Below are 20858 nucleotides of genomic sequence, written 5' to 3'. Positions count from 1 at the left end.
TTTATTTTACGATTATTCGTCAATGTCCTTTTTAGGTTTTGTTCGGGTTTTTGCCATTCTTTGTGGTTTATTCGTTCTTAATTGACCTGGCCTCTCTGTCTGCATAGAAAAAGGAAGCCGTAACAAAGCATCCTTCATATCTTTCACTCTAGGAGGATAAATTGGTTCCAAGTAGGGCCTGCCGAGAGAAGTGAGCCGCAGCAGATGAGCAGCCAAAATACAGAAGCAGAATACAATCCCAAGTAATCCCCATAATTCTGCAAACAATAGGAATGGAAACCGTAATAGTCTGATTGTGTTACCCATTTTATAAACTGGTGTCGTAAAGGATGCGAGCGCTGCAAGTGCAACTATAATCAACAGGACATTACTTGTAAGACCAGCTTCAACCGAAGCGGTCCCAATAACAATCCCACCCACGATACCGATTGTCTGACCTACCTTTGTAGGAAGTCTTGCTCCTGCTTCCCTTAGTAATTCGATGGTCAATTCAAGAAAAACCGCTTCTAATATAGGAGGCAAAGGAACCTCACGCCTTGAAGAGATCAGGGTACTTAAAAGATCTTTCGGAATCAGTTCATAATGATAGCTGAGAACCGCAACATAGACCGGCGTTACCAAGATAGAAAAGGCAACTCCAAAAAGACGGATTAGACGGAAAAAAGAAGCAAGCCAGTAACTTAGATAATAATCTTCAAATGAAGAGAAGAATTCCACAAGTGTGGTAGGACCGATAAGACCGTGCGGGGAGCCATCCACCAATATAATGACCTTTCCCTCGGTCAAAGCGGATACAATACGGTCTGGCCTCTCCGTGTCCAAAAGGAGCGGAAAAATTGTGTTGCCATTATCTGATATTAGTTGTGTGATATAGGAGCTATCGTTGATATGATCAAATTCCACCTCATCCAATCTCTGCGTGACTGTTTGTACATTTTCTCTGTTAACAATTCCATCCAAGTACATGACTGCAACTCTCGTCCTCGATATCGTGCCTAACATTTTTTGCTCTGCGGTCAACATCGGAGTACTTAGCCGCCGTCTTATAAGGTTAATATTAGAATCTATATTTTCAACAAAGGATTCTTTCGGTCCAATAACACTAAACTCTACTTCTGGAAGAGAAACCGCACGGGTCTGAACAAATTCAGAACGGACTAACAATCCTTTTCTGTCTTTCTCTCCAACTTGGATAAAAATAAAGCCAGTCAGAAGCTTTTCTCTTATTTCCTTTGGGTCGGAGCTAATGGTCACTACTTCTATGGGCAGAATGTTCTTTAAATCTTGGATATTGTTCCATGGTCTGCTGGAAATACTATGTAAAATATCTCTATGCAAAAAATCCGTATCCACTAATGTGTAGTAATAGTTAATCCATACTTTCCTGCTTCCATCATCTGTCTGATTAGTAAATCTCAAAAAATCCACAGACTTTTCCATTTGTAATAATAATTGTGTGACAGACATATCCTCTACTTTGTTCGATGGTTGGCTATTGCGACGTGTAAACAGCTTTTTAAGTAGGTTCTTCATTATACTCCCCCCTCTCTAGGAAACACGATCTTACAATTCTCCTTTTATTTTTCCTATAAAGTTATGTAATATACCAACTGATACATAAGGAAGAAGAGAACAGGCATAAAAAAAAGAGCCCAATTGGGACTCTGAAGTGCTACTATTTTTGAGAACGTCTAATAATCTCTACCACATCAAAAATACGAATATGATAAATGTTCTTATCCACATCTTTGATGGTAAGTTTATTTGCTTTATATCGGAAGGATTGTATGCGACCAGTGATTTGGATGACATCGCCTTCAAACCAGATCGACATCTTAAAGACTTCCTTTGCCATATACATATGTCGTAACAACTTCTTTATATATTGAATATCCGGAATGTTTTCCGGGTACAATAAAAATCCTTGTACTGTCCGGTCAGCGTCATTTTTCCATAGAAACATGGATTGATTCGCTAGTTTATCCTCTTTTTTATGTTCCATGGCAATTACCCCTTTTCTTACATTATCGTTGATACTCTCTAACAGGTAACCTCCATACACTTCATAACATATATCTGTACATGCCATATGCTACTGCTAATACACAGTTTATTCCTCATATCCAGACATGTCAACCAAATAACCGTGAACTATAGTGGACATACCGGGAATAAAGAAAAGCTAGCTTTTCGTTAGGAACTCCTAATGAAATCAACTTTTGAAGAGGTTTTAGACCAGTACACTCCCATGATACACCATATAATTAAGACTTTAAATATATACAAAGAGAAAGATAGATATGTTCATGAAGCTACCATCGCTTTGTGGGAAGCTTTCTGTTCGCAAGATTGCACAAAAGGTTCATTTACTTCTTATGCTTATTCATCGATGAGAGGAAAATTGCTTAATCACTTAAAAAAAGAGGTTAGATGGGAAAATACTCACGCTTTTATGGAGCAAATGCCAGAAGAAGCATTGGACTTCTCTTGTCCTTCTTTGAATGCATTGGAGGAATATACTAGCCATTTAACGGATAAGCAGAGGAAATGGGTGGTGGAATGCATTATTAATGGTAAGAGGTTAGAGGATGTTGCTGTTCAAGAGGCTGTAACGATCAGCGCCGTTAAGTCTTGGAGGACGGAGGCGCTTAAGAAACTTAGGAAGGAAGTATGCGCACTTAACAGTTGATCTTTGTTGCAGGCGGTGCTTTTAATGCACCGCTTCTTTAACTTCTTGCTTCTTGGGTATATTGGTATACCACTTCACCTTTATGCTTGGCAATTCCTCTAAAGTGTTTAAAGTCATCACGGGCAACCAGTACTTTGCGAAAAATCATGAAATCTTCTTTTTGAATTTTATATTCGTGAAGCTCACCACTTTTCAACTTGTCCAATATTTCTTTTGCTAAACTTTCATTCAAGGTCATCACTCCATCTTTCCACATACTGTTCTCTATTTTATCATTATTGCCTTACTGTGAAAATACGCAGCAAAAAACCCCTTCTGCGTACAGAAGGGATTCCATGGGGGATAAGGAATAAAATGAATGGGCAAATAGGTAGCCCTATTACTTTATATGCTAACTCATCCATAATGGTCACAAACAAATTAAATTGAAAGAAAATTTAGAAAAAATAACATGAAACTATTTACGTTTTTGCAAAAATAATGCAAACTGTATGTAACACTTTTTAAAATCCACTATATCACAGAAATAAAAAGCCAGACAGAACCAGTTGCTGTCGGTGTGAACACTATTTGGGGGGAGATATCGTTGAAAAAAGCAGAAGTGGGAAACATCATAGAATTTCGTGAAGGTCTTCAAGGGGTGGTAGAGAAGGTAAATGAAAACTCTGTCATAGTGGACCTTACCTATATGAACAATTATCGGGATTTAGAGTTAGAACAACGTACAGTGGTTAATCATAAAAACTATAAAATTGTAAAATCCGTATAGAATTAACTATTCAAAAGAGCTTCCCCATATCATACGGGGAAGTCTTTTTTCGTTAGCCAATTTCCTCTTCTAAAATTTCCAAAACTACGGCAGACCGTTCTGAATCCAGTCGAACAGTAAAGTGTGTTTCTTCATTAATATTTAAATTACGCCTGATCTCAATAGGAATATTTACCTTCCCATTATTGGAAACAATGGATTCATTATAAATATGGTTTTCATTAATCGGTTTCATTACTAAACCTAAAGGTTGTTCCATAATCATCAAGACATCGCCATCGGAAATTTTAAGTTGTTCTCTAATAGACTTGGGAATGGTTAAATGGCCAGATTTACGAATTCTTCTAAGCTCTTTCGTTCGGCTCATAGTGGACACTCCTATTTTTTATTTCTTATTCCCTGCTATGCTGAAATGAAAACGAACTTTCCTTCTAAACATTTGAAATGGTTAAAGGTCACCTATTTTAGCAATAAGATCTGATTCCACCATATGAACACCATCTCTGCCATCTTTTAAAAACCTAACCATTGCTATTGCAACGGTTTGTCCATGAACGGAACGATACTTTTTTAACTTCCCACGCAATACTGGTTGAATAGTTCTACCTAGAACCTCTCCGATTCTTTCTCCCAGTCTGAATTCTTTCCGATCTCCCAAAAGTAAGGAAGGTCTGAAAAAGTAGGTCGAGGCAATGCCTATTTCTGATACTGCTCTTTCCATCTCACCCTTTACTTTATTGTAAAAAAATCTAGAGTTTTCATCAGCCCCTATTGCTGAAACAACAGCAATCTTACCAACTCCACTTTCTTTTGCAAGACGAGCTGCCTCCACTACATAATCAAAGTCCACTTTTCGAAAATTCTCTTGCGTTCCTGCTTTTTTAATCGTTGTTCCCAGGCAAATGAATAGATCATCCACTTTGAAATGTTCCATATAGTTTGCCATTTCATCGAATTCGATTTTCACTTCTTTTAGCTTAGGATGAGTCTCATTCGTTTCATTCCTTACAAATGTTGTCAAGTTTACATAATCTGAATTTTTCAAAATCTCTTTCTTTACGTACGCACCCACTAAACCAGTTGCTCCTATCAAAAGAGCGCTTCTATTTGAGTTCATGTTTGGTTCACCTCTACCTTTGTTACTCTCTTTATAACAGAATCAAGCTTTCCCCACAACTATTCACGCTTTTGAGATAACTCTTCTCTGTCTGCAGTAGAAGGCGGTTTTTCCATCCAGCGGTTATGAACCATTATATCTGCACCAGATTTGGCTAGTAATGCCGACTCAGAAGAAAGTTTTTCATATTTAATCGCAAGGTCTGTCCGGTGACTTGCAGAAGCTGCCGTCGCATAATTACCAATTCCAGCAGCAACCATCATACTGTTATGAAACATCATCAACTTATCTGAAAATGGAGGAATGTTTGAAGCAGTAATAGAATAATCAGCAGACATAGGTGCTTGTATATCATCCTTCAGCAATATATCTACGAAGGTTTTTATATGAGAATGGGCCATCTGTTTAGCCTTTAACATAAACTCTCGAACTTCATCCTTGATAGCTGTCTGAGAAAAGGCAGTACAAAGAAGCATTCCAATCTGATTCGTCTCGATGTTCATACTTAGATGGGTCACTTCGATCATATTTAATGTCCGTTTGTTTATTAAAGGATTTATGCCGCTAAAGTATCTTTTATCGTCCACAAATTGCGCTCTGTCAGGTATCACCGTATAGGGCTTTTTCATGTAAAGACCTCTTTCTAATAAAAGGTCTGTTGCTGCATCAAAAAGTTCTACCGTACGCTGCAGGAATGTTGTGTAAAGCGTTCTTATATCTTTCCTTGACACTGCGCCAAGACTTGCTCCATATGTAATCATTCCGATCTTGCCCATTTGCAGTACATAAGAAAGTTTGAATGTATCTGAAAACAGTCTTGGAGCTTGTAGGTTTATATCATTTTCAGAGAAAGCAATTGGCAGGGGGTACTTTTCTTTCCAAAATACGGTTTTAAGTTCATTTTCATTTGTTGATGCTGCATCGTATGCTTTTGCAATGACTGCTCGAATTTCGTTATCTTGTACGGTTTCGAGGAAGTATCTTAAGACACATGCTGACATGGAGTTGTTTAGGTATAGTGTCCATAATGTGCTTGTTTCTGCACAAGACCATTCTGTAGTGTGGTTTGTCATTTTTGTCCCCTCCTATTTTACTGTTATTATTTTCAACTTGGAGGGGTTTTAGTATAAGTTTTGGTTCTTTTAAAACTAAAAACTTAGTTGTTTGGTTAAGCCACGCTGTTCCTTTCCGCAAATGGCTTCGCTTTCCGCGGGACGGTGCTTGAGCCTCCTCACAACGCTTCAGGGGTCTCAAGCTACCGTTACTCCCCCGCTGGAGTCTACGCCATTTGCTCCAATCCACAGCTGGAATTTAGGTAGACGATACGTTAATACTTTTTCAGTTAACTCGGTTAAATCCCGTCTTATAAACCCCCGATGAATGAAGCCACCTTGTTGATTGGAGTGGAAGGCGCGCAGACGCCCGCGGGAGGAAGGGACAGGTGAGACCCCGGAAGGCAAGCCTGAGGAGGCTCACGGACCGCCCGCAGGCAAGCGAAGCGCCTGGAACGGAAATCAACTGGATTATCTACTCACCTCTAAAAAAAGAAAACACAACCGAAGCTGTGTTTTCTTGGATGAATTATCTGTTGTCGATTTTTTCTGGATATAGGTCGTGATTCATTAGACGGTAGTGTGCCATTTCTTCGTATTTTGTGCCTTGCTTTCCGTAGTTGGTGTATGGATCGATGGAAATTCCGCCGCGCGGAGTGAATTTACCCCATACTTCAATATATTTAGGGTCCATCAATTTAATAAGATCATTCATGATGATATTCATGCAATCTTCATGGAAATCTCCGTGGTTACGGAAGCTGAACAGGTACAGCTTTAATGATTTGCTTTCCACCATTAATTCACCCGGAATATAGCTGATATATATAGTTGCGAAGTCTGGCTGATTTGTTTTTGGACATAAACTCGTAAACTCCGGACAATTGAATTTTACAAAATAATCTCTGTTTGGATGCTTGTTTTCAAAGGACTCCAATACATCCGGGGAATAGTTAAATAAATAACTTGTCCCTTGATTCCCTAACAATGTTACGCCTTCTAATTCTGAATCTTTTCTTCCTGACATGTTTACTCTCTCCTTTATTAAACTCCGCGTTTATTGCCCCATACTAGTGTGTGCAATTGCGGCAACACCCGGACATTATTCATTTCATCATCTTTCATTACTTGATCAATCAACCACTCATATTTGGCCAACAGGTTGTTGACTAATATTTCATCTTCCTCTGTGGTGGTATCATCATTCCCTACTTGTACATAAAAAGCAACATCAGGATATAGCCTATGAACTTTTTTCGCATAAGCCAAATCCTCTTCATCAAAAACCACTACTTTTAGAGAGACACTTTTAGTGTTTACTCTGTCTAGCAGTTCACTAAGAATAGTGAAATTGGTATTCATGCCAGAGCTTGGTGGTTTTGGAGAGATAGTCAGGTCATCTATATCTTTCAGCCAATCCTGCCATTTGCTTCCCTGCGTTTCAAGCGCTACCTTAATATCCTTTTCATGTAAGAGCTGAACTAGTTCACCGATATTTTTTAAAAGAGCAGGATTTCCGCCAGAAATAGTAACGTGGTTAAAGGCTTTACCACCTGTTTTATACAACTGATTATAGACCTCTTCCGGTGACATCATCATGATATCATCCTTAGCACTGCCATCCCAAGTGAAAGCGGAATCGCACCAAGAACAGCGGTAATCACAACCAGCAGTTCGGACGAACATCGTTTTCTGTCCAATGACCATCCCTTCTCCTTGAATGGTGGGACCGAAAATTTCTAAAACTGGTATTTGACTGCTCATTTCTTTTTCCCCTTCTTCGGACGGTAAATACAATAGCTTGTCGGTGTTTCCCTTACATACACTTGTAGACAGGTAGGTTTGGATGGAAGGATTTCCAAATGCTGTTCTATCGTTTCCCACATGATTCTTGCCACCACTTCCGTAGTTGGGAAAAAATTCGGATCCTGGTCGCTGAATACATCTTTATGCTCATTAAGAACTGTATGATCAAACTTATCGTGTAAGAGTTTTTTCAACACTTGAAAATTGACTAGGAAACCAGCATCATCCAACTCGTCTCCTGCAACCGTCACATTGACGAAGTAGGTATGCCCATGAAGTTGCTTGCATTTCCCAGCAGCATCTGTTGGAACATAGTGTGCAGCTGCTATTTGCATATCTTTGTTTAATTCATAGGAATAATCATGTTGAACTTGAGGATAGATTTGTTGCATCATGAGGACACAACTCCTTTATCTTTTTTAGCAAGGTAGTCATCCAACCCACGTTTTCTTAGTTTACATGCCGGGCACTCTCCACATCCATCGGAAATGACTCCATTATAGCAGGTTAAAGTTTTTGTTCGTACAAATTCCAAGGACTCCAGGTCATCTGCTAGTTTCCATGTTTCCTCTTTGTTCAGCCACATGAGTGGTGTGTGAATGACAAATGGATAGTCCATAGATAGATTTAACGTCACATTCATGGATTTAATGAAAACATCACGACAGTCCGGATACCCGCTGAAGTCTGTTTCACAAACCCCTGTCACGATATGTCTGGCTCCTATCTGCTTTGCTGCAACGGCTGCAAAGGACAGGAATAGGAGGTTTCTTCCGTCTACAAAGGTGCTAGGCAATTCTCCTTCTTTTTCTTCTATTTCAATGTCATCCCTTGTAAGGGCATTTGGGGTCAGTTGTCCTAAAAGGGACATATCAAGAATGCGGTGTTTAACTCCAAGTTCATTTGCAATATCTTTAGCACATTCGATTTCCAATTCATGTCGCTGTCCATAGTGGAACGTGACAGCTTCCACTTCATCAAATTCCTTCATTGCCCATATCAGGCAAGTGGTGCTGTCCTGCCCGCCACTGAACACGACCATCGCTTTTTCTTGTTGCTTCATCGTGTCTTCACTCCTTTAATTATCACTATCTATAGTCATACAAAAAACGCTAACCAAAAATAATGGAGGCTAGCGCATAACATCAGAAAAAATAAAAAAACTATATCCTAAGGAATATAGTTTGGTATCTGTCCTTAGTTTTTTATAGAGGGTATTTGCTAGAACCTCTCCTGACGCCCAAAATCGGCGTAAGACTTTATTCAATTTAACTTTGTTACTATAACATATTTTAAATAAAGTTTCTACATTTTCTTCGAAGGGAATTTATATATGGAAGGAGTGTTAATAATGGCACGGTCAGCAAGTCTATTACGTTTAAGAACAAGCTTTTGGTATTTGCCCTCTTTTTATGGAGTTCTTGCATTCCTTCTCGCTATCGGCACGCTATTTCTTGATCATTATATACTTTCCATTATTAATGCGGAAAGTCAGATTCCAGCCATTTTTCTCTCGGATATTGGTCTGTCTCAAACCATTCTCAGTTCTATTGCATCTTCTTTATTAACCATGACCACCATTACATTCTCGACTATACTTGTGGTCTTGACCACTTACCTGTCTGAATTTTCCCCAAGGGCACTGCAAAACTTTATAACCGATCATTCCACCCAAAGGGTACTTGGAATATTTACAGGAGGATTTATTTATTGTATTATTTTGCTTCTTTTTCTAAAGGAGACGACCGAAGATCAGCTGTTTCTTGTTCCTTCATTCGCAGTTGCTATTGCTATCCTCTGCTTAATAGTATTCGTCTTTTTCATCCAACATGTCACCACCTGGATACAAGTTAGTAATTTGCTACATAACATCACCGTTGAAACGATGGACTGCATGGAAGAATTGTTTGAAGAAAGTGATGCCTCCATACAAGACGCGCCATGGGATGATTGGGAAAGCGAAGAGATATCCACTAAAGAACCGGTCACAATCATGAGCAAGGAGCCCGGATATGTTCAGTATATTGATGTGAATGCATTAGTAAAAGAAGCAAGTGAAGCTGAGTGCATCGTCAGGGTCGAACGTCAACAGGGTGATTATATCAATGAGCATACACCGCTTCTTTCGGTTTGGGGGTCGGGGGCTAAAATGGAGAAAGAATCCTTTCGCTCTTTAATCACTGTTTCCATCGCCCGAGCCCCTTTGGAAGATGTAGAATTTGGAATCAGAAAAGTAAACGAAATCGGAGTAAGAGCTCTTTCGTCTGGCATTAATGATCCAAGTACAGCCGTCCATTGCATCGAGCAGCTTGGCACACTGCTTTCAAAACTAGCTTCCATGCAAGGACCACAACCATATTTCAATGATAAAAACAGAAACCTGAGAGTGATTGTCAAAACACCAGATTTCTTTGACTACCTGGATATAGCGTTTTCCCCAATCATTCGCTATGGAAAGTCAGATATCGATGTTATTTCTTCTACTATACATGTATTAAAGATTATCTCCGATCATTCGCCCTCCTTTCGTAAAGAGGCTGTTTGGAAATACACACAACATGTAATGGAATCGCTAAAAGGAGAAACATTTTTCGAACTGGAAAAAGAACGGTTGAATACACGTTTAAAAGAACTTTGTTATTCCCTTGGTCATGGCAAAGAATTTAAACGGGTATGGGTATGACATGAAAAAAAGCCAATCCTAGTTAAATTACAGGGATTGGCTTTTTACTCTACTAAACTGACTTACCTTTCCAACACTCCGATACCTAAAACCATGTTATTCCACAAGATATCCTCAATTCTCTCCTGTCTCTCTTTAGGACATTGGATCATGACGATTACATCTGCATCTGATCCCCGTTTGCTCAAGTTTTTTTCACTTTTTTTAGTAAAATAATAATCAACTAAAAATCCAAACACCCCACCGAAAACGAGCCCGAAAAGTCCCCAAAGAATTGGACCAAGATAAAAGATATAGCCGTAAATTACTCCTAACAGCATAAAGATTATTCCAAAGATTGCAGCTAGATCAATTAGACTTCTTCCATCCGAACGATGCATAGAGTCAATTGTTTTTGTTTGATATTTTATTTTATCCAGTGGCACGACTAAAATCTGATCTTTCGTTAGACCCAACTCTTCTAATTCACGTAATGTAAGTTCCATTTCCATGTTGTATTTAAATGTCGCGAAAATGTACATTACTTTCCAGCTCTTTTCTATATCGGCATTTTAAACTGAATGTCCTGGTATTTCTCTTTCAATTCTCTTGCTAAATACTTATCAATAAATTTATTGAGTTCCACTGCACTCACATAAGAATCATATGCAGCAAAACAATATATAGAAGGGACGAACAAAAACCATTGAGGCACTAATATATTGGTAGCCCCTTGAAAGTTTCCAACAAGCGTCATGTGGATGGCCGGGAAGACGTTTGCTTGATAGGTAATGATCAACCACCATGTTAGGACAAAAATAACAGACAAAATCCTTGTTACATACAGATTTCCTAACCCAGGCGTTAAAAGTGACCATATAATCGCAAGCATTGGATTTTTTTTATCAAGCACATTGATTTCAATGGATGATGTATTCTTAATCATTATTGGAAAACCTTCATGATACGCCAATGTATAATGCTTATTCATTTCTATGGTAAGACGGTAACTGTCCCAGATAGAAAACACATACATACAAACATATAAAATAATCCAATGTTGGTCCAGGACCGCAATTCCCTCATCAAACTTCCCTATCATAGAGAGGTAAATGGCTTCATTCAAATGAGCCAATGAATTAATAACGACTTCCCATGTTATTAAAATGAAGGCTGTCAGGTATTTTGATAACATAAAGTGACCAAATCCAGGAAATGCAGCACCCCACCAAGCCACAACAAAAGGCTTCCTATAATGTAAAAGACTTGTAGTATAAGGACTTAAGATGGCAACATATCTCTTTTTTTCATGCTGATTACCCATACTCAAAGCCTCATTTCTGTAATATCTTCCAATAGTATGCTTTTATATGTCGTTCAATATACACCTTATTGCATGCATCAATAAGGTCATCCCTTATTAAAGGAATGACCAGCAGTTGTTAATTATTTATTTTTCCCAGCTTCATCTGCCAGCTGTTCAAAACTTTTCACTTTACCGTGTTCATTTTGCGACTGCTTTCTGACTTTTCTCTGTCTTTCCTGTTGGCTTTTAGACTGAGTCATCATTCCATCTCCTTACATCCTTAATGCTTTTCTTCCATAGTATGTTCGTTTCTTAGATGGAGCTTTCCTGTTAAAATAAGGTCAAACACAAAGCTAGGAGAAAATAATATGAAAAAAACTTTAATAGTAGTAGCATTAGCAAACCTATTACTTGCTGTTAGTTTTTCAATGACTGATTATTTTTGGATCCTCTTTCCTATCTCGTTATTCAGTCTTATTTTAATCAGCTTAAAGGACAAAAAATACACTCCTCCAAATGACCGACTTGTTACTTTCAATGACTGTTTGTATGGCGTTGTCACAGGTACAATATTATATGGTGTTTTTTTAATGACTTACTTAATTCTCAAAGTACTTCCATTTCCGCTCATACAATTTGTGGAGGAACTATATCTGATAGTAGGGCCAAGTACTTGGTGGCATTACTTAGCATTGGTATTAATCATCATTCCAGGAGAAGAAGTTTTCTGGAGGAGGTACCTTCAATCCAAAATGGTGGTAAGATACGGACCATTCGTGGGGGTAATTTTCGGGGCATGTTTGTATTCATTAGCGCACATTTGGACAGGTAATCCAATGTTGGTCGCTGCAGCGGCTACGGCTGGCGTTGTTTGGGGCGGCTTATATGTATGGAAATACTCCCTTCCACTTGTCATCATATCTCACCTTGTATTTGATTTATGGTTACTTGTCATTTTCCCATTAAACTTTTGATACTCCTTTTGGAAAAAATAAGGTAAAATAGATACTTATTCTTTATTAAGGAGGGGGAATTTCATGGATGCTTTATATTTATTTGTTATAGCCGCTGTGATTGCAAGCTTTGGAATATCGATTATATTACGGGCAAGTATGGAGAAACTTGTGTTGGATCCTCAAACCTTTGCTGAAATCCAATCAAAATTCTTTATTTATGTTGCTGTCATTGAAGCTCTACCTCTCATCCTCATCGTCTTCGGTTTCATGACATTGACAGATTCCACTGTTAATTTATTCATTCCAATTACCATTGTGGCAGTGAGTGTGTTAGTGAACTTTATTATGAATTTAATGAAAAAGAATGAACTTGACAGCGGTGCACCTGAATTGAAAGAAAAACTAATGACATTCTTCCTAATCGGCAACGTCCTAATGACCGCCATCCCAGTCGTAGCAATTGTTGCAACACTGATTCGTTAGTTAAGATTCCACCCTGTTGAGTGGAGTGCAAGGTGTGAGACTCCTCGAAAATGCTACGCATTTTCTTCGTGCGATGTATCGCTGTCGAAGCCCTCCTTGTCCTGCGGGGGAGTAACGGTAGCTTGAGACCCCACAGGCGAAGCCGAGGAGGCTCAAGCATCGTCCCGCGGAAAGCGAACACCTGGAACGAAAGGAAACAGGGAGTTACCCCAGATCTCCCTCACTTCCTCACAATCAACAACACCAAAAACGCCATACTCACATACCCAAAGAACGGATACAAATGCTCAATCAAACTGCCATAACCAATCTGACTAATCATAAAAATAATACTCACCAACACAATCGTCACCACATACCTAGACACCTTCAACATACTTTCCAACTGCCGTTGCAATCCAAAAATATCACTCACAACCGAAGTGAAAATCTCCCCATAGATCACAAACACATAAATACCAAAAAAAGAAAACATGCTCATCTTCACCACTTCTGCCATCGGTATCTCAAACGTCTGAAAGTCCGGAAGGGAAGCAATGGAAATATGACAAGTCAATAAAATAAAACATAAAACCAGTCCTCCAATAAACCCGCCACGCTTTATAATCCAATCATCTTTTGCTTCTGTTGCCAAAGGAACAAGCACCGGCTGTGCCATTGCAAGATTAAATGATACATACATAAATGGCGCCATCCATCCCTTTATACTATCCTTAACAGGAGCCAGACTTAGAAATGATAACCCATTTTCCAATATCGAATTCCCGGCGATGATAAAACTAAAAATAATCATAACCGGAACTACAATAACGTTTACTCCCACCAAACCCTTTACTCCAAACAAGACAACACCTACTGAAAGCACAACCGTTATAAGCAAGCCAAGCTGAAATGACCAGCCGAGTTGCTCCTCAAAAACTGCCCCAGCTCCAGAAAGCATCACTGCCCCCACACAAATCAAAATGACCAACATAAAAAGATTGACAACTGTACCGGCAGACATGCCAAATAAATATTCATTAAACTCTTTATAGGAATTTGCTTTAATTCTCTTGGAAATCAGCATCATTTTTGTCCCAAGCCAGATAAATAATAGTCCACTAATAAGTATCGTAATAAATCCCATCCACCCATATTGCGTAAAAAATTGAACAATTTCCTTACCGGTAGCAAAACCTGCTCCTACAATGGTGCCTACATACACTGCCCCTATTTGACAAGCACTAAGCCAGCTGCGTTTCACGATTGCCACACCCTCTTCTCCCTAAAGCATTCCACTAAAATAAAACCAGCTTGTCACATATATATGAGACAAGCTGGAAAGAAAGAAGAGAGATTTGGACGGACAAAAGATTATACGATTACTTTTTCAGTGGTGTGACGATAATCTCCTATAAGCTCAAAGAAGGTTAGCAATGGATGTTCTAAAATAATCCTTTCAACTTCTTCTGTTTCCACTACAACCGCTTTATCAGATAGCCGTGCTAGAACTTTGATGTCATAGGGGAGTTCTAATTTTCTATTGTTACTAAAGAACACCCATTTAGATGAACTGGAAGCATCCCCTTGATACTCTAAGTAAGCTGGTTCTGTAGAAACAGGCCGGCTAATTTGGATAATGTCTTCAAGGATTGCACTTGCTGTTGGATACATTCCAGCTCCAGGCCCTTGCAATTGAACAGTACCCACAAGATCGGTTTTAATGGACACTGCATTTTGTACTCCATCAACCTGATAAAATGGATGTTCCATTGAAATCAATACTGGCTCCACTCTACACTGAACCCCGTCATTTCCTTTAAACAACGTGACAATATGTCTGAATCGTAATCCGAGTTCATCAGCACATTCCACATAGTCTGCTGTAATTTCTCTGATCCCCTTTCGGATAGTTGACTGTTCATTTGGTTTTTCCCCGAATATTAACTGGCTTAAAACCACTCCTTTATAAAATGCATCATATCCCTCAATATCATTGGTAGGATCAGCTTCTGCATACCCATTTTCTTGAGCTGCTTGTAAAGTTGCTTCAAAAGAATGACCATCTTTCCTCATGCTCGATAAGATGAAATTGGAAGTTCCATTTAAAATGGCTTCCACTTTTTGAATCCGATTTACTTGCAACAGTTGTTTTATAGTCTGAATGACGGGGACACCCCCTGCTACCGTTGCCTCAAAGCCGACTGTAACACCTTTTTTCTGAGCCAGGGCAAGTAGCTCCTCCCCATGATGGGCAAACATTTCTTTGTTTGCGGTCACCACGTGAATACCTTTTTCCAACGCCTTTTGTAAGTAGCTGTTTCCAGGCTCACAGCCGATGATGGCATCCACTATAACATCCAGGTCATGAAGATTTATGATTTCTTCGTAGTTTGTCGTAAGCAAAACCCCATCTTCACGAGATTGCTCATGTTTCTCCAGATTCTTAACAAGTATCGCCACTACCCTCACACTTTTCCCGAGAACCTTCTCCAACCTTGATTGGTGTGATTTAAGTGAATGATGAACTCCTTTGCCTACAGTACCAAATCCTAGAATCGCTATATTCAAGTCAGACATTCTGTCACTTCCTTTCTTTCTAATACATTTTTGACGTAATGTCCCCATTTTTCAAATTCTACAAGAAACCCGTCATGCCCGAATCTTGTCTCCACATGGATATATACTGCGTCTTTATTACACTCCTTCAATTCCTTTACAAGCTCTTCTGCTAAAGGTGGGGGATAAAGTAGATCATTAGAAAAACTGAGCATACACACTTTCGCCTGCATTCCTGCTATAGCATTTTTCCATCCATCTCGATTAAGCCCGATATCGAATTGATCCATGGCCTGAAGAAGAAGAAGATAACTGTTTGCATCAAAGCGATTTGAAAATTTCTTTCCCTGGTATTTTAAATAGGAGTCCACCTGATATTCTATACCTACCCCTTCTTTCTTTTCTCTGTTAAAACGTTCATTAAATAGGCTTTCCGTGCGGTAGGTAACCAGTCCTACCATTCTTGCAATCTCCATCCCTTTAATAATGGTCCCCTCCGGATAATTTCCGTTATCCCACAGTGGGTCTGACTTAATCGCATGCCGACCGATTGAATTGTACGCTAGGGCATAATCAGTAAAATAGGGGGTAACCGCCATTGGGATAAGAATTTCTGAAAATAATGGATACAAATGCCCCCATTCCAGCACTTGCATTCCTCCAAGCGATCCACCGATGATTGCCTTTACATGTCCGATTCCTAATTTCTGCAGTGCTTGATATTGGGAATGGACGATGTCCCTGATGGTTACAGCTGGAAAGGAAGAGCCGTATTTTCTATCTGTTTCCGGGTTTATGCTCAAAGGCCCCGTACTGCCGTTGCAACCTCCAAGTACATTCATGGTTATAACTTGGTACCTGTTCGTGTCAATATAATGGTCTGGCCCAATAAATTCATGCCACCAACCAGGATAATTTGGAGTCCCGACAGTACCATGGTTTCCGGAGAGAGCATGACATACAACAATCACCTCACCCTCCGGATTTCCTACCTTTTCATATGCTATCTCCACATTAGAGAGCCTTTTCCCATTTTCTAAAAGCAGCGTTCCGATTGATACCTTGTTCGTATGTTCCGTTTGACAGCTCACACATTCCACTCATTTCTATATATTTTGACTGACTTCAGCATGTTTGGATTTTCCGGTCGCCACGTATAGTGCTTGATCTAAATCATTTTGAAGATCCTTTAATGATTCAATTCCAACAGAAAGGCGAATCAGATCTTCCGTCACACCGGATTTAATTAAATCGTCACCTGAAAGCTGCTGATGTGTAGTGGATGCTGGGTGAATAATTAACGATTTTGCATCACCGACATTTGCCACATGGGACCAAAGTGTTATGCTATCAATGGCTTTTCTCCCTGCATCCCTTCCGCCTTTAATTCCAAAGTTTACTATTGACCCATTTCCATTTCCTAAATACTTCCTCGCAAGTGGATGCGCCGGATGATCTGGCAAGCCAGGATAGGAAACCCATTCTACCGCAGGGTGATCTTGGAGATATTTCGCTAATTCCAGAGCATTCTCATTGTGCTTTTCTACTCTTAGATGTAAGGTTTCAAGCCCTTGTAGAAGTAAAAATGCATTTTGAGGACTTAAGCATGCTCCAAAATCTCTTAAAAGTTGAACTCTAAGTTTCACGGCAAATGCAAGATTTCCGAAGGTCTGTGCATATTTAATTCCGTTATAGCTTTCATCCGGTTCAGTAAAACCTGGGAAGTTTGGATGGTCCCAGTTGAAATTGCCTCCATCCACCACTACACCGCCAATGGTTGTTCCATGTCCCCCGATCCATTTAGTAGCGGAATGAACAACGATATCTGCTCCCCACTTAATTGGATTACAAAGGTAAGGAGATGCAAAGGTGTTGTCAATAATTAAAGGAATATAGTTATCATGTGCTACCTTTGCGACCGCCTCCACATCCAGTACACGTAAGCTCGGGTTTCCAATGATTTCTCCAAATATCGCCTTCGTTTTTGGTGTTATGGCATTGCGGAAATTTTCTGGGTCTGTTGCATCTACAAACTTTACTTTTATTCCATACTTAGGCAGAGTTACGGCAAAAAGATTATAGGTGCCGCCGTATAAGTTTTCCGCCGCTACAATTTCATCTCCTGCATGGGCAATGTTCAAGATTGCAAACGCGATTGCTGACATCCCAGAACTAGTAGCTACAGCAGCTGCCCCTCCTTCTAAAAGAGCTAATCTTTTTTCTAATACATCTACCGTTGGATTCATGATTCTTGTGTAAATATTGCCAAACTCGTTTAATGCAAAAAGGTTTTGGGCATGGTCGGTGTTATTGAAAACATAGGAAGTTGTTTGATAAATAGGTACGGCCCTTGAACCTGTCGTCGGATCTGGTGTTTGTCCTCCGTGTAGTAATACTGTTTCCACATCATAATTTGGATTTGTCATCCCACATTCCTCCAATTTTCTATTTTCCACAAAATAAAAACCCCTTCCTAAGAAGAGGTTTTAAATTCCTCCTCTTATCTCTCAGGCTACTTTGCCTGCAGGAATTAGCACCAACTCAAGAATATATATTCTTGAAGGTTGCCGGACTTCATAGGGCCTGATCCCTCAGTCACTCTGGATAAGAGTTATTTAGTTGGCTAATGCGTTAAAACATATTGGTGTTTAATTTACGATATTCCAAGGAGAAATAATTATTACTAAAACTTTTTGCAATTATAGCAACTGTAGAGTACTAAAGTCAATACAATATTCTGAAATTTTAAACACACCTTCTCTTTCCACTAGTTTCCTAAAAGCAAACTACTTGAAAGTCAAAAAAGGTCAAAGTATAATAACCATACAACCTTTAAAGGTCAAAAAAAGTCAAACTTTTTATCAAACTATGAGGAGGAAGCATGATGATGAAATGTCAAAAGTGTGTAGTGAACAACGCAACCATTCAATTTAAATTTCGTACTAATAATGAGCAGAACCAACTAGTCTTATGCTCTTCCTGCTTTGAAGAAGTAAGAGCACGAATAACATCACAAGCTCCTACTAGTTTTTTCTCTGACTTTCCTTTCCTGAATGATTCATCCCATGAGGAAGGTCACATAAACGGCACAGCTCAACGTTCGACAGCAAGAAACAAAAATGGCGGGAGCATTCTTGATGAGCTAGGAAAAAATATAACCAGTATTGCAAAAACAGGACTTATTGATCCTGTCATTGGCCGTGATAAAGAAATTAAGCGCGTAATTGAAATTTTGAATAGAAGAAATAAAAACAACCCTGTCCTGATTGGAGAACCCGGGGTAGGTAAAACAGCCATCGCGGAAGGATTAGCCTTAAAAATAGTGGAAGGTGATGTCCCTTCAAAATTAAAAAACAAGGAAATATATTTGTTGGATGTAGCTTCCCTTGTTGCTAACACTGGAATTCGAGGTCAATTTGAGGAACGACTCAAACAAGTAATTGCTGAGCTGCAAAAAAGAAAGAATGTCATCTTGTTTGTGGATGAACTACACCTGATTGTAGGTGCCGGCTCTGCAGAAGGCTCAATGGATGCAGGAAATATCTTAAAACCTGCTCTTGCAAGAGGAGAGCTGCAGTTGGTAGGGGCAACGACCTTGAAAGAATACCGTCAAATTGAAAAAGATGCTGCCCTCGAGCGCCGCTTCCAGCCTGTTAACGTGAAAGAGCCGACTACGGATGAGGCTTTAAAAATAATTAAAGGAATTCAATCAAAATATGAGGAATATCACCAAGTTTCCTATTCAGAAGAAGCAATTAATGCATGTGTAGAACTATCACACCGCTACATCCAAGATCGCTTCTTACCTGACAAAGCGATTGATCTTTTAGATGAAGCAGGTTCAAGAAAGAATCTAACCTTGAATACGATTGATTTGGAGCAAATCGATGCCCGCCTTTCGCAAATTGAAAAAGAAAAACAGACTGCTTTATCTAAAGAGGATTATGAAACTGCTGCAAAATTGAGAGACGAAGAAGAAAAATTAGAAGAGAAAAGAAATTCTAGCGATCAGTTGAATACTGAGAGCGGTCAGGTGACGTTAGAAGACATCCAAAACATTATGGAAGAGATGTCAGGAATTCCAGTCGGTAAATTACAGGTGGATGAACATGAAAAACTTAAAAACATTGCAGCCAACTTGAACAAAAAAGTCATTGGTCAAGAAGATGCTGTTAACAAAATTACAAAAGCCATCCGCAGAAGTCGTGTTGGCTTGAAGAGAAAAGAGCGTCCAATCGGTGCATTTTTATTCGTTGGGCCTACCGGCGTAGGTAAAACCGAATTAACCAAATCCCTGGCTGAAGAACTGTTTGGAACCAAGGATGCATATATCCGGTTTGACATGAGTGAATACATGGAAAAGCATGCAGTTTCCAAGCTTATCGGCTCGCCTCCCGGCTATGTCGGCCATGAAGAAGCAGGACAACTAACTGAAAAAGTCCGCCGTAATCCTTATAGCATCATTCTGCTGGATGAAATGGAAAAAGCCCATCCGGACGTTCTACACCTGTTTTTGCAAGTAATGGAAGATGGCCGCCTAACAGATAGCCAAGGCAGAACTGTAAGCTTTAAGGATACAGTCATCATTATGACAAGTAATGCCGGTGTTACAGAAAAGAAGATTTCTGTAGGCTTTGAAAAACAGGATGCGCCTGAAACAAGTTCCATTATCGAAAGCTTATCCAATTACTTTAAACCAGAATTTTTAAACCGCTTTGATAGTATCATCGAGTTCTCCCAGCTTCAAAAAGAAAACTTAATGGCGATTGTCGATATTATGATCGATGAATTATCTGATATATTGACCCAAGAACGAAATTGTAAACTTAGCATTTCGGATGCAGCGAAACAAAAATTGATAGACCTTGGATATAACCCTGTCTATGGCGCAAGGCCATTGCGCAGAATCATCCAAGAGCATATTGAAGACCCTATTACAGACTTGTTGCTAGATGGGGACACGCTTGAAAACATCTGTGTAGATGTAATGGATAATGAATTCGTTGTAAACGGGAATTAACCTAAAAAGGACTGTCCACTGAGGCAGTCCTTTTGCTTTGCTTTTACCTGTTATATATCAAGTTCACCGTTTAGGTCGAGTCCGAGTCCTCTTCTGTAGAAGCGAAAGCCCCGGCTTTTAAACTCCGGAATGTAAAATTTCATCTTTGATTTACCGGAGTTACCGATAAAAATTAAATTGTATCTCGTTAAACCTTGAAGGGGCAACAAACTAAATGTATCCTTCAACTTTCTTGCGGGATCTATAATCTCTTCCACTATCTCCTTCTGGATAATCTGTTCTTCCATGATGGAATTTGCCTTCTCCACCTTAGTTTTGGATTGACACGCGGAAACATTAAAAAGCAATACAAGGGAAAATACAACATGAAACATACAAGCCACGATACAAACCTCCCGTTCTTATCGTGACCCCCAAGTCCATCATTATGTGATTTCCGATCATTTGTTACAAAACTGTA

General features: G+C 39.4%; 24 protein-coding genes and 2 riboswitches. Of the genes, 6 read left to right on the top strand and 18 right to left on the bottom strand.

Features of this window, described 5'->3' with window-relative positions; translation table 11 throughout:
• Positions 1–12: 12 nt before the first annotated feature.
• Entirely contained in the window at positions 13–1533 is a 1521-nt protein-coding gene (locus tag LG307_RS07835; protein ID WP_404449556.1) for a spore germination protein, read from the bottom strand.
• Positions 1534–1675: 142 nt separating this feature from the next.
• Complete coding sequence (locus tag LG307_RS07830; RefSeq protein ID WP_404449555.1) at positions 1676–2089, bottom strand: hypothetical protein; 414 nt, start codon at positions 2087–2089, stop codon at positions 1676–1678.
• A gap of 117 nt (positions 2090–2206) precedes the next feature.
• Here LG307_RS07830 and LG307_RS07825 point away from each other — a divergent pair, with 117 nt between their 5' ends.
• Entirely contained in the window at positions 2207–2689 is a 483-nt protein-coding gene (locus LG307_RS07825; RefSeq protein ID WP_404449554.1) for a sigma-70 family RNA polymerase sigma factor, read from the top strand.
• A 37-nt stretch (positions 2690–2726) separates the two neighbouring features.
• Here the strand turns inward: LG307_RS07825 and LG307_RS07820 are convergent, their stop codons facing one another.
• Entirely contained in the window at positions 2727–2927 is a 201-nt protein-coding gene (locus tag LG307_RS07820) for a hypothetical protein (protein ID WP_404450414.1), read from the bottom strand.
• 348 nt (positions 2928–3275) lie between these two features.
• On the opposite strand from LG307_RS07820, the gene LG307_RS07815 reads away from it, so the two are divergent.
• Complete coding sequence (locus LG307_RS07815) at positions 3276–3458, top strand: DUF2187 family protein (protein ID WP_148986847.1); 183 nt, start codon at positions 3276–3278, stop codon at positions 3456–3458.
• Positions 3459–3510: 52 nt separating this feature from the next.
• Here the strand turns inward: LG307_RS07815 and LG307_RS07810 are convergent, their stop codons facing one another.
• The 7 genes from LG307_RS07810 to queC all read right to left on the bottom strand — a co-directional run bounded on the left by LG307_RS07810 (position 3511) and on the right by queC (position 8496).
• Positions 3511–3825: an AbrB/MazE/SpoVT family DNA-binding domain-containing protein gene (locus LG307_RS07810; protein ID WP_404449552.1), complete on the bottom strand. Its 315-nt coding sequence runs from the start codon at positions 3823–3825 to the stop codon at positions 3511–3513.
• Between the two features lie 81 nt (positions 3826–3906).
• Positions 3907–4575 (bottom strand): oxidoreductase, encoded by a 669-nt coding sequence (locus LG307_RS07805; protein WP_404449551.1) that lies wholly within the window; start codon positions 4573–4575, stop codon positions 3907–3909.
• A 59-nt stretch (positions 4576–4634) separates the two neighbouring features.
• The gene (locus tag LG307_RS07800) at positions 4635–5648 is read right to left on the bottom strand and encodes a DUF3231 family protein (protein WP_404449550.1); all 1014 of its coding nucleotides are present in this window, start codon (positions 5646–5648) and stop codon (positions 4635–4637) included.
• Positions 5649–6156: 508 nt separating this feature from the next.
• Positions 6157–6654: a preQ(1) synthase gene (gene queF / locus LG307_RS07795; protein WP_404449549.1), complete on the bottom strand. Its 498-nt coding sequence runs from the start codon at positions 6652–6654 to the stop codon at positions 6157–6159.
• A gap of 17 nt (positions 6655–6671) precedes the next feature.
• Positions 6672–7391, bottom strand: coding sequence for a 7-carboxy-7-deazaguanine synthase QueE (queE, locus tag LG307_RS07790; RefSeq protein WP_404449548.1), 720 nt, complete (start codon positions 7389–7391; stop codon positions 6672–6674).
• Positions 7388–7828 carry a 6-carboxytetrahydropterin synthase QueD gene (queD, locus tag LG307_RS07785; protein ID WP_404449547.1) on the bottom strand — a complete coding sequence of 147 codons (441 nt, stop codon included), beginning with the start codon at positions 7826–7828 and terminating at the stop codon, positions 7388–7390. Before queD ends, queE begins: the two co-directional genes overlap by 4 nt.
• The gene (gene queC, locus LG307_RS07780; RefSeq protein ID WP_404449546.1) at positions 7825–8496 is read right to left on the bottom strand and encodes a 7-cyano-7-deazaguanine synthase QueC; all 672 of its coding nucleotides are present in this window, start codon (positions 8494–8496) and stop codon (positions 7825–7827) included. The genes queD and queC overlap by 4 nt, the downstream gene beginning before the upstream one ends.
• 128 nt (positions 8497–8624) lie before the next feature.
• Positions 8625–8670: riboswitch (PreQ1 riboswitch) on the bottom strand.
• Positions 8671–8784: 114 nt separating this feature from the next.
• Here queC and LG307_RS07775 point away from each other — a divergent pair.
• Positions 8785–10116, top strand: coding sequence for a DUF2254 domain-containing protein (locus LG307_RS07775; protein ID WP_404449545.1), 1332 nt, complete (start codon positions 8785–8787; stop codon positions 10114–10116).
• A 62-nt stretch (positions 10117–10178) separates the two neighbouring features.
• Here LG307_RS07775 and LG307_RS07770 read toward each other — a convergent pair whose 3' ends face one another.
• The 3 genes from LG307_RS07770 to LG307_RS07760 all read right to left on the bottom strand — a co-directional run bounded on the left by LG307_RS07770 (position 10179) and on the right by LG307_RS07760 (position 11661).
• Positions 10179–10637 carry a hypothetical protein gene (locus LG307_RS07770; protein WP_404449543.1) on the bottom strand — a complete coding sequence of 153 codons (459 nt, stop codon included), beginning with the start codon at positions 10635–10637 and terminating at the stop codon, positions 10179–10181.
• A 17-nt stretch (positions 10638–10654) separates the two neighbouring features.
• Positions 10655–11419, bottom strand: a complete 765-nt coding sequence (locus LG307_RS07765; protein ID WP_404449542.1) for a hypothetical protein — start codon at positions 11417–11419, stop codon at positions 10655–10657.
• 122 nt (positions 11420–11541) lie between these two features.
• Positions 11542–11661: a DUF6254 family protein gene (locus tag LG307_RS07760; protein WP_010193219.1), complete on the bottom strand. Its 120-nt coding sequence runs from the start codon at positions 11659–11661 to the stop codon at positions 11542–11544.
• A gap of 108 nt (positions 11662–11769) precedes the next feature.
• On the opposite strand from LG307_RS07760, the gene LG307_RS07755 reads away from it, so the two are divergent.
• Both LG307_RS07755 and LG307_RS07750 read left to right on the top strand, forming a co-directional pair.
• The gene (locus LG307_RS07755) at positions 11770–12375 is read left to right on the top strand and encodes a lysostaphin resistance A-like protein (RefSeq protein ID WP_404449540.1); all 606 of its coding nucleotides are present in this window, start codon (positions 11770–11772) and stop codon (positions 12373–12375) included.
• Between the two features lie 63 nt (positions 12376–12438).
• A complete protein-coding gene (locus tag LG307_RS07750) occupies positions 12439–12840 on the top strand; it encodes a hypothetical protein (protein ID WP_404449538.1) in 402 nt (133 codons plus the stop codon).
• A gap of 220 nt (positions 12841–13060) precedes the next feature.
• Here the strand turns inward: LG307_RS07750 and LG307_RS07745 are convergent, their stop codons facing one another.
• The 4 genes from LG307_RS07745 to LG307_RS07730 all read right to left on the bottom strand — a co-directional run bounded on the left by LG307_RS07745 (position 13061) and on the right by LG307_RS07730 (position 17804).
• Positions 13061–14083 (bottom strand): hypothetical protein, encoded by a 1023-nt coding sequence (locus LG307_RS07745; RefSeq protein WP_404450412.1) that lies wholly within the window; start codon positions 14081–14083, stop codon positions 13061–13063.
• Positions 14084–14193: 110 nt separating this feature from the next.
• Positions 14194–15399, bottom strand: coding sequence for a homoserine dehydrogenase (locus tag LG307_RS07740; RefSeq protein WP_404449536.1), 1206 nt, complete (start codon positions 15397–15399; stop codon positions 14194–14196).
• A complete protein-coding gene (locus LG307_RS07735) occupies positions 15387–16469 on the bottom strand; it encodes a homoserine O-acetyltransferase (RefSeq protein WP_404449534.1) in 1083 nt (360 codons plus the stop codon). The genes LG307_RS07740 and LG307_RS07735 overlap by 13 nt, the downstream gene beginning before the upstream one ends.
• A gap of 15 nt (positions 16470–16484) precedes the next feature.
• Entirely contained in the window at positions 16485–17804 is a 1320-nt protein-coding gene (locus LG307_RS07730; RefSeq protein WP_404449532.1) for an O-acetylhomoserine aminocarboxypropyltransferase/cysteine synthase family protein, read from the bottom strand.
• Between the two features lie 71 nt (positions 17805–17875).
• A riboswitch (SAM riboswitch) is annotated at positions 17876–17989 on the bottom strand.
• Between the two features lie 276 nt (positions 17990–18265).
• Here LG307_RS07730 and LG307_RS07725 point away from each other — a divergent pair.
• A complete protein-coding gene (locus tag LG307_RS07725; protein ID WP_404450410.1) occupies positions 18266–20398 on the top strand; it encodes an ATP-dependent Clp protease ATP-binding subunit in 2133 nt (710 codons plus the stop codon).
• A 50-nt stretch (positions 20399–20448) separates the two neighbouring features.
• On the opposite strand, the gene LG307_RS07720 is transcribed toward LG307_RS07725, so the two are convergent.
• A complete protein-coding gene (locus tag LG307_RS07720) occupies positions 20449–20781 on the bottom strand; it encodes a hypothetical protein (RefSeq protein ID WP_404449530.1) in 333 nt (110 codons plus the stop codon).
• Positions 20782–20858: the final 77 nt, after the last annotated feature.

It is taken from the genome of Sutcliffiella horikoshii, from assembly GCF_044809035.1.
GTDB classification, from domain to species: domain Bacteria; phylum Bacillota; class Bacilli; order Bacillales; family Bacillaceae_I; genus Sutcliffiella_A; species Sutcliffiella_A horikoshii_G.
Note: the sequence above shows the minus strand (reverse complement) of the source record. Positions and strands in the feature narration are given on the sequence as shown.

Bases quoted from the DNA above. Each gene is read 5' to 3' on its own strand.
- LG307_RS07765 (WP_404449542.1), bottom strand. From the start codon at position 11,419: ATGGGTAATCAGCATGAAAAAAAGAGATATGTTGCCATCTTAAGTCCT.
- LG307_RS07750 (WP_404449538.1), top strand. From the start codon at position 12,439: ATGGATGCTTTATATTTATTTGTTATAGCCGCTGTGATTGCAAGCTTT.
- LG307_RS07800 (WP_404449550.1), bottom strand. From the start codon at position 5,648: ATGACAAACCACACTACAGAATGGTCTTGTGCAGAAACAAGCACATTA.
- LG307_RS07825 (WP_404449554.1), top strand. From the start codon at position 2,207: ATGAAATCAACTTTTGAAGAGGTTTTAGACCAGTACACTCCCATGATA.
- LG307_RS07805 (WP_404449551.1), bottom strand. From the start codon at position 4,575: ATGAACTCAAATAGAAGCGCTCTTTTGATAGGAGCAACTGGTTTAGTG.
- queC (WP_404449546.1), bottom strand. From the start codon at position 8,496: ATGAAGCAACAAGAAAAAGCGATGGTCGTGTTCAGTGGCGGGCAGGAC.
- LG307_RS07755 (WP_404449540.1), top strand. From the start codon at position 11,770: ATGAAAAAAACTTTAATAGTAGTAGCATTAGCAAACCTATTACTTGCT.
- LG307_RS07820 (WP_404450414.1), bottom strand. From the start codon at position 2,927: ATGACCTTGAATGAAAGTTTAGCAAAAGAAATATTGGACAAGTTGAAA.
- LG307_RS07775 (WP_404449545.1), top strand. From the start codon at position 8,785: ATGGCACGGTCAGCAAGTCTATTACGTTTAAGAACAAGCTTTTGGTAT.
- queF (WP_404449549.1), bottom strand. From the start codon at position 6,654: ATGTCAGGAAGAAAAGATTCAGAATTAGAAGGCGTAACATTGTTAGGG.
- LG307_RS07830 (WP_404449555.1), bottom strand. From the start codon at position 2,089: ATGGCATGTACAGATATATGTTATGAAGTGTATGGAGGTTACCTGTTA.
- queE (WP_404449548.1), bottom strand. From the start codon at position 7,391: ATGAGCAGTCAAATACCAGTTTTAGAAATTTTCGGTCCCACCATTCAA.
- LG307_RS07730 (WP_404449532.1), bottom strand. From the start codon at position 17,804: ATGACAAATCCAAATTATGATGTGGAAACAGTATTACTACACGGAGGA.
- queD (WP_404449547.1), bottom strand. From the start codon at position 7,828: ATGATGCAACAAATCTATCCTCAAGTTCAACATGATTATTCCTATGAA.
- LG307_RS07740 (WP_404449536.1), bottom strand. From the start codon at position 15,399: ATGTCTGACTTGAATATAGCGATTCTAGGATTTGGTACTGTAGGCAAA.
- LG307_RS07835 (WP_404449556.1), bottom strand. From the start codon at position 1,533: ATGAAGAACCTACTTAAAAAGCTGTTTACACGTCGCAATAGCCAACCA.
- LG307_RS07725 (WP_404450410.1), top strand. From the start codon at position 18,266: ATGAAATGTCAAAAGTGTGTAGTGAACAACGCAACCATTCAATTTAAA.
- LG307_RS07810 (WP_404449552.1), bottom strand. From the start codon at position 3,825: ATGAGCCGAACGAAAGAGCTTAGAAGAATTCGTAAATCTGGCCATTTA.
- LG307_RS07770 (WP_404449543.1), bottom strand. From the start codon at position 10,637: ATGTACATTTTCGCGACATTTAAATACAACATGGAAATGGAACTTACA.
- LG307_RS07760 (WP_010193219.1), bottom strand. From the start codon at position 11,661: ATGACTCAGTCTAAAAGCCAACAGGAAAGACAGAGAAAAGTCAGAAAG.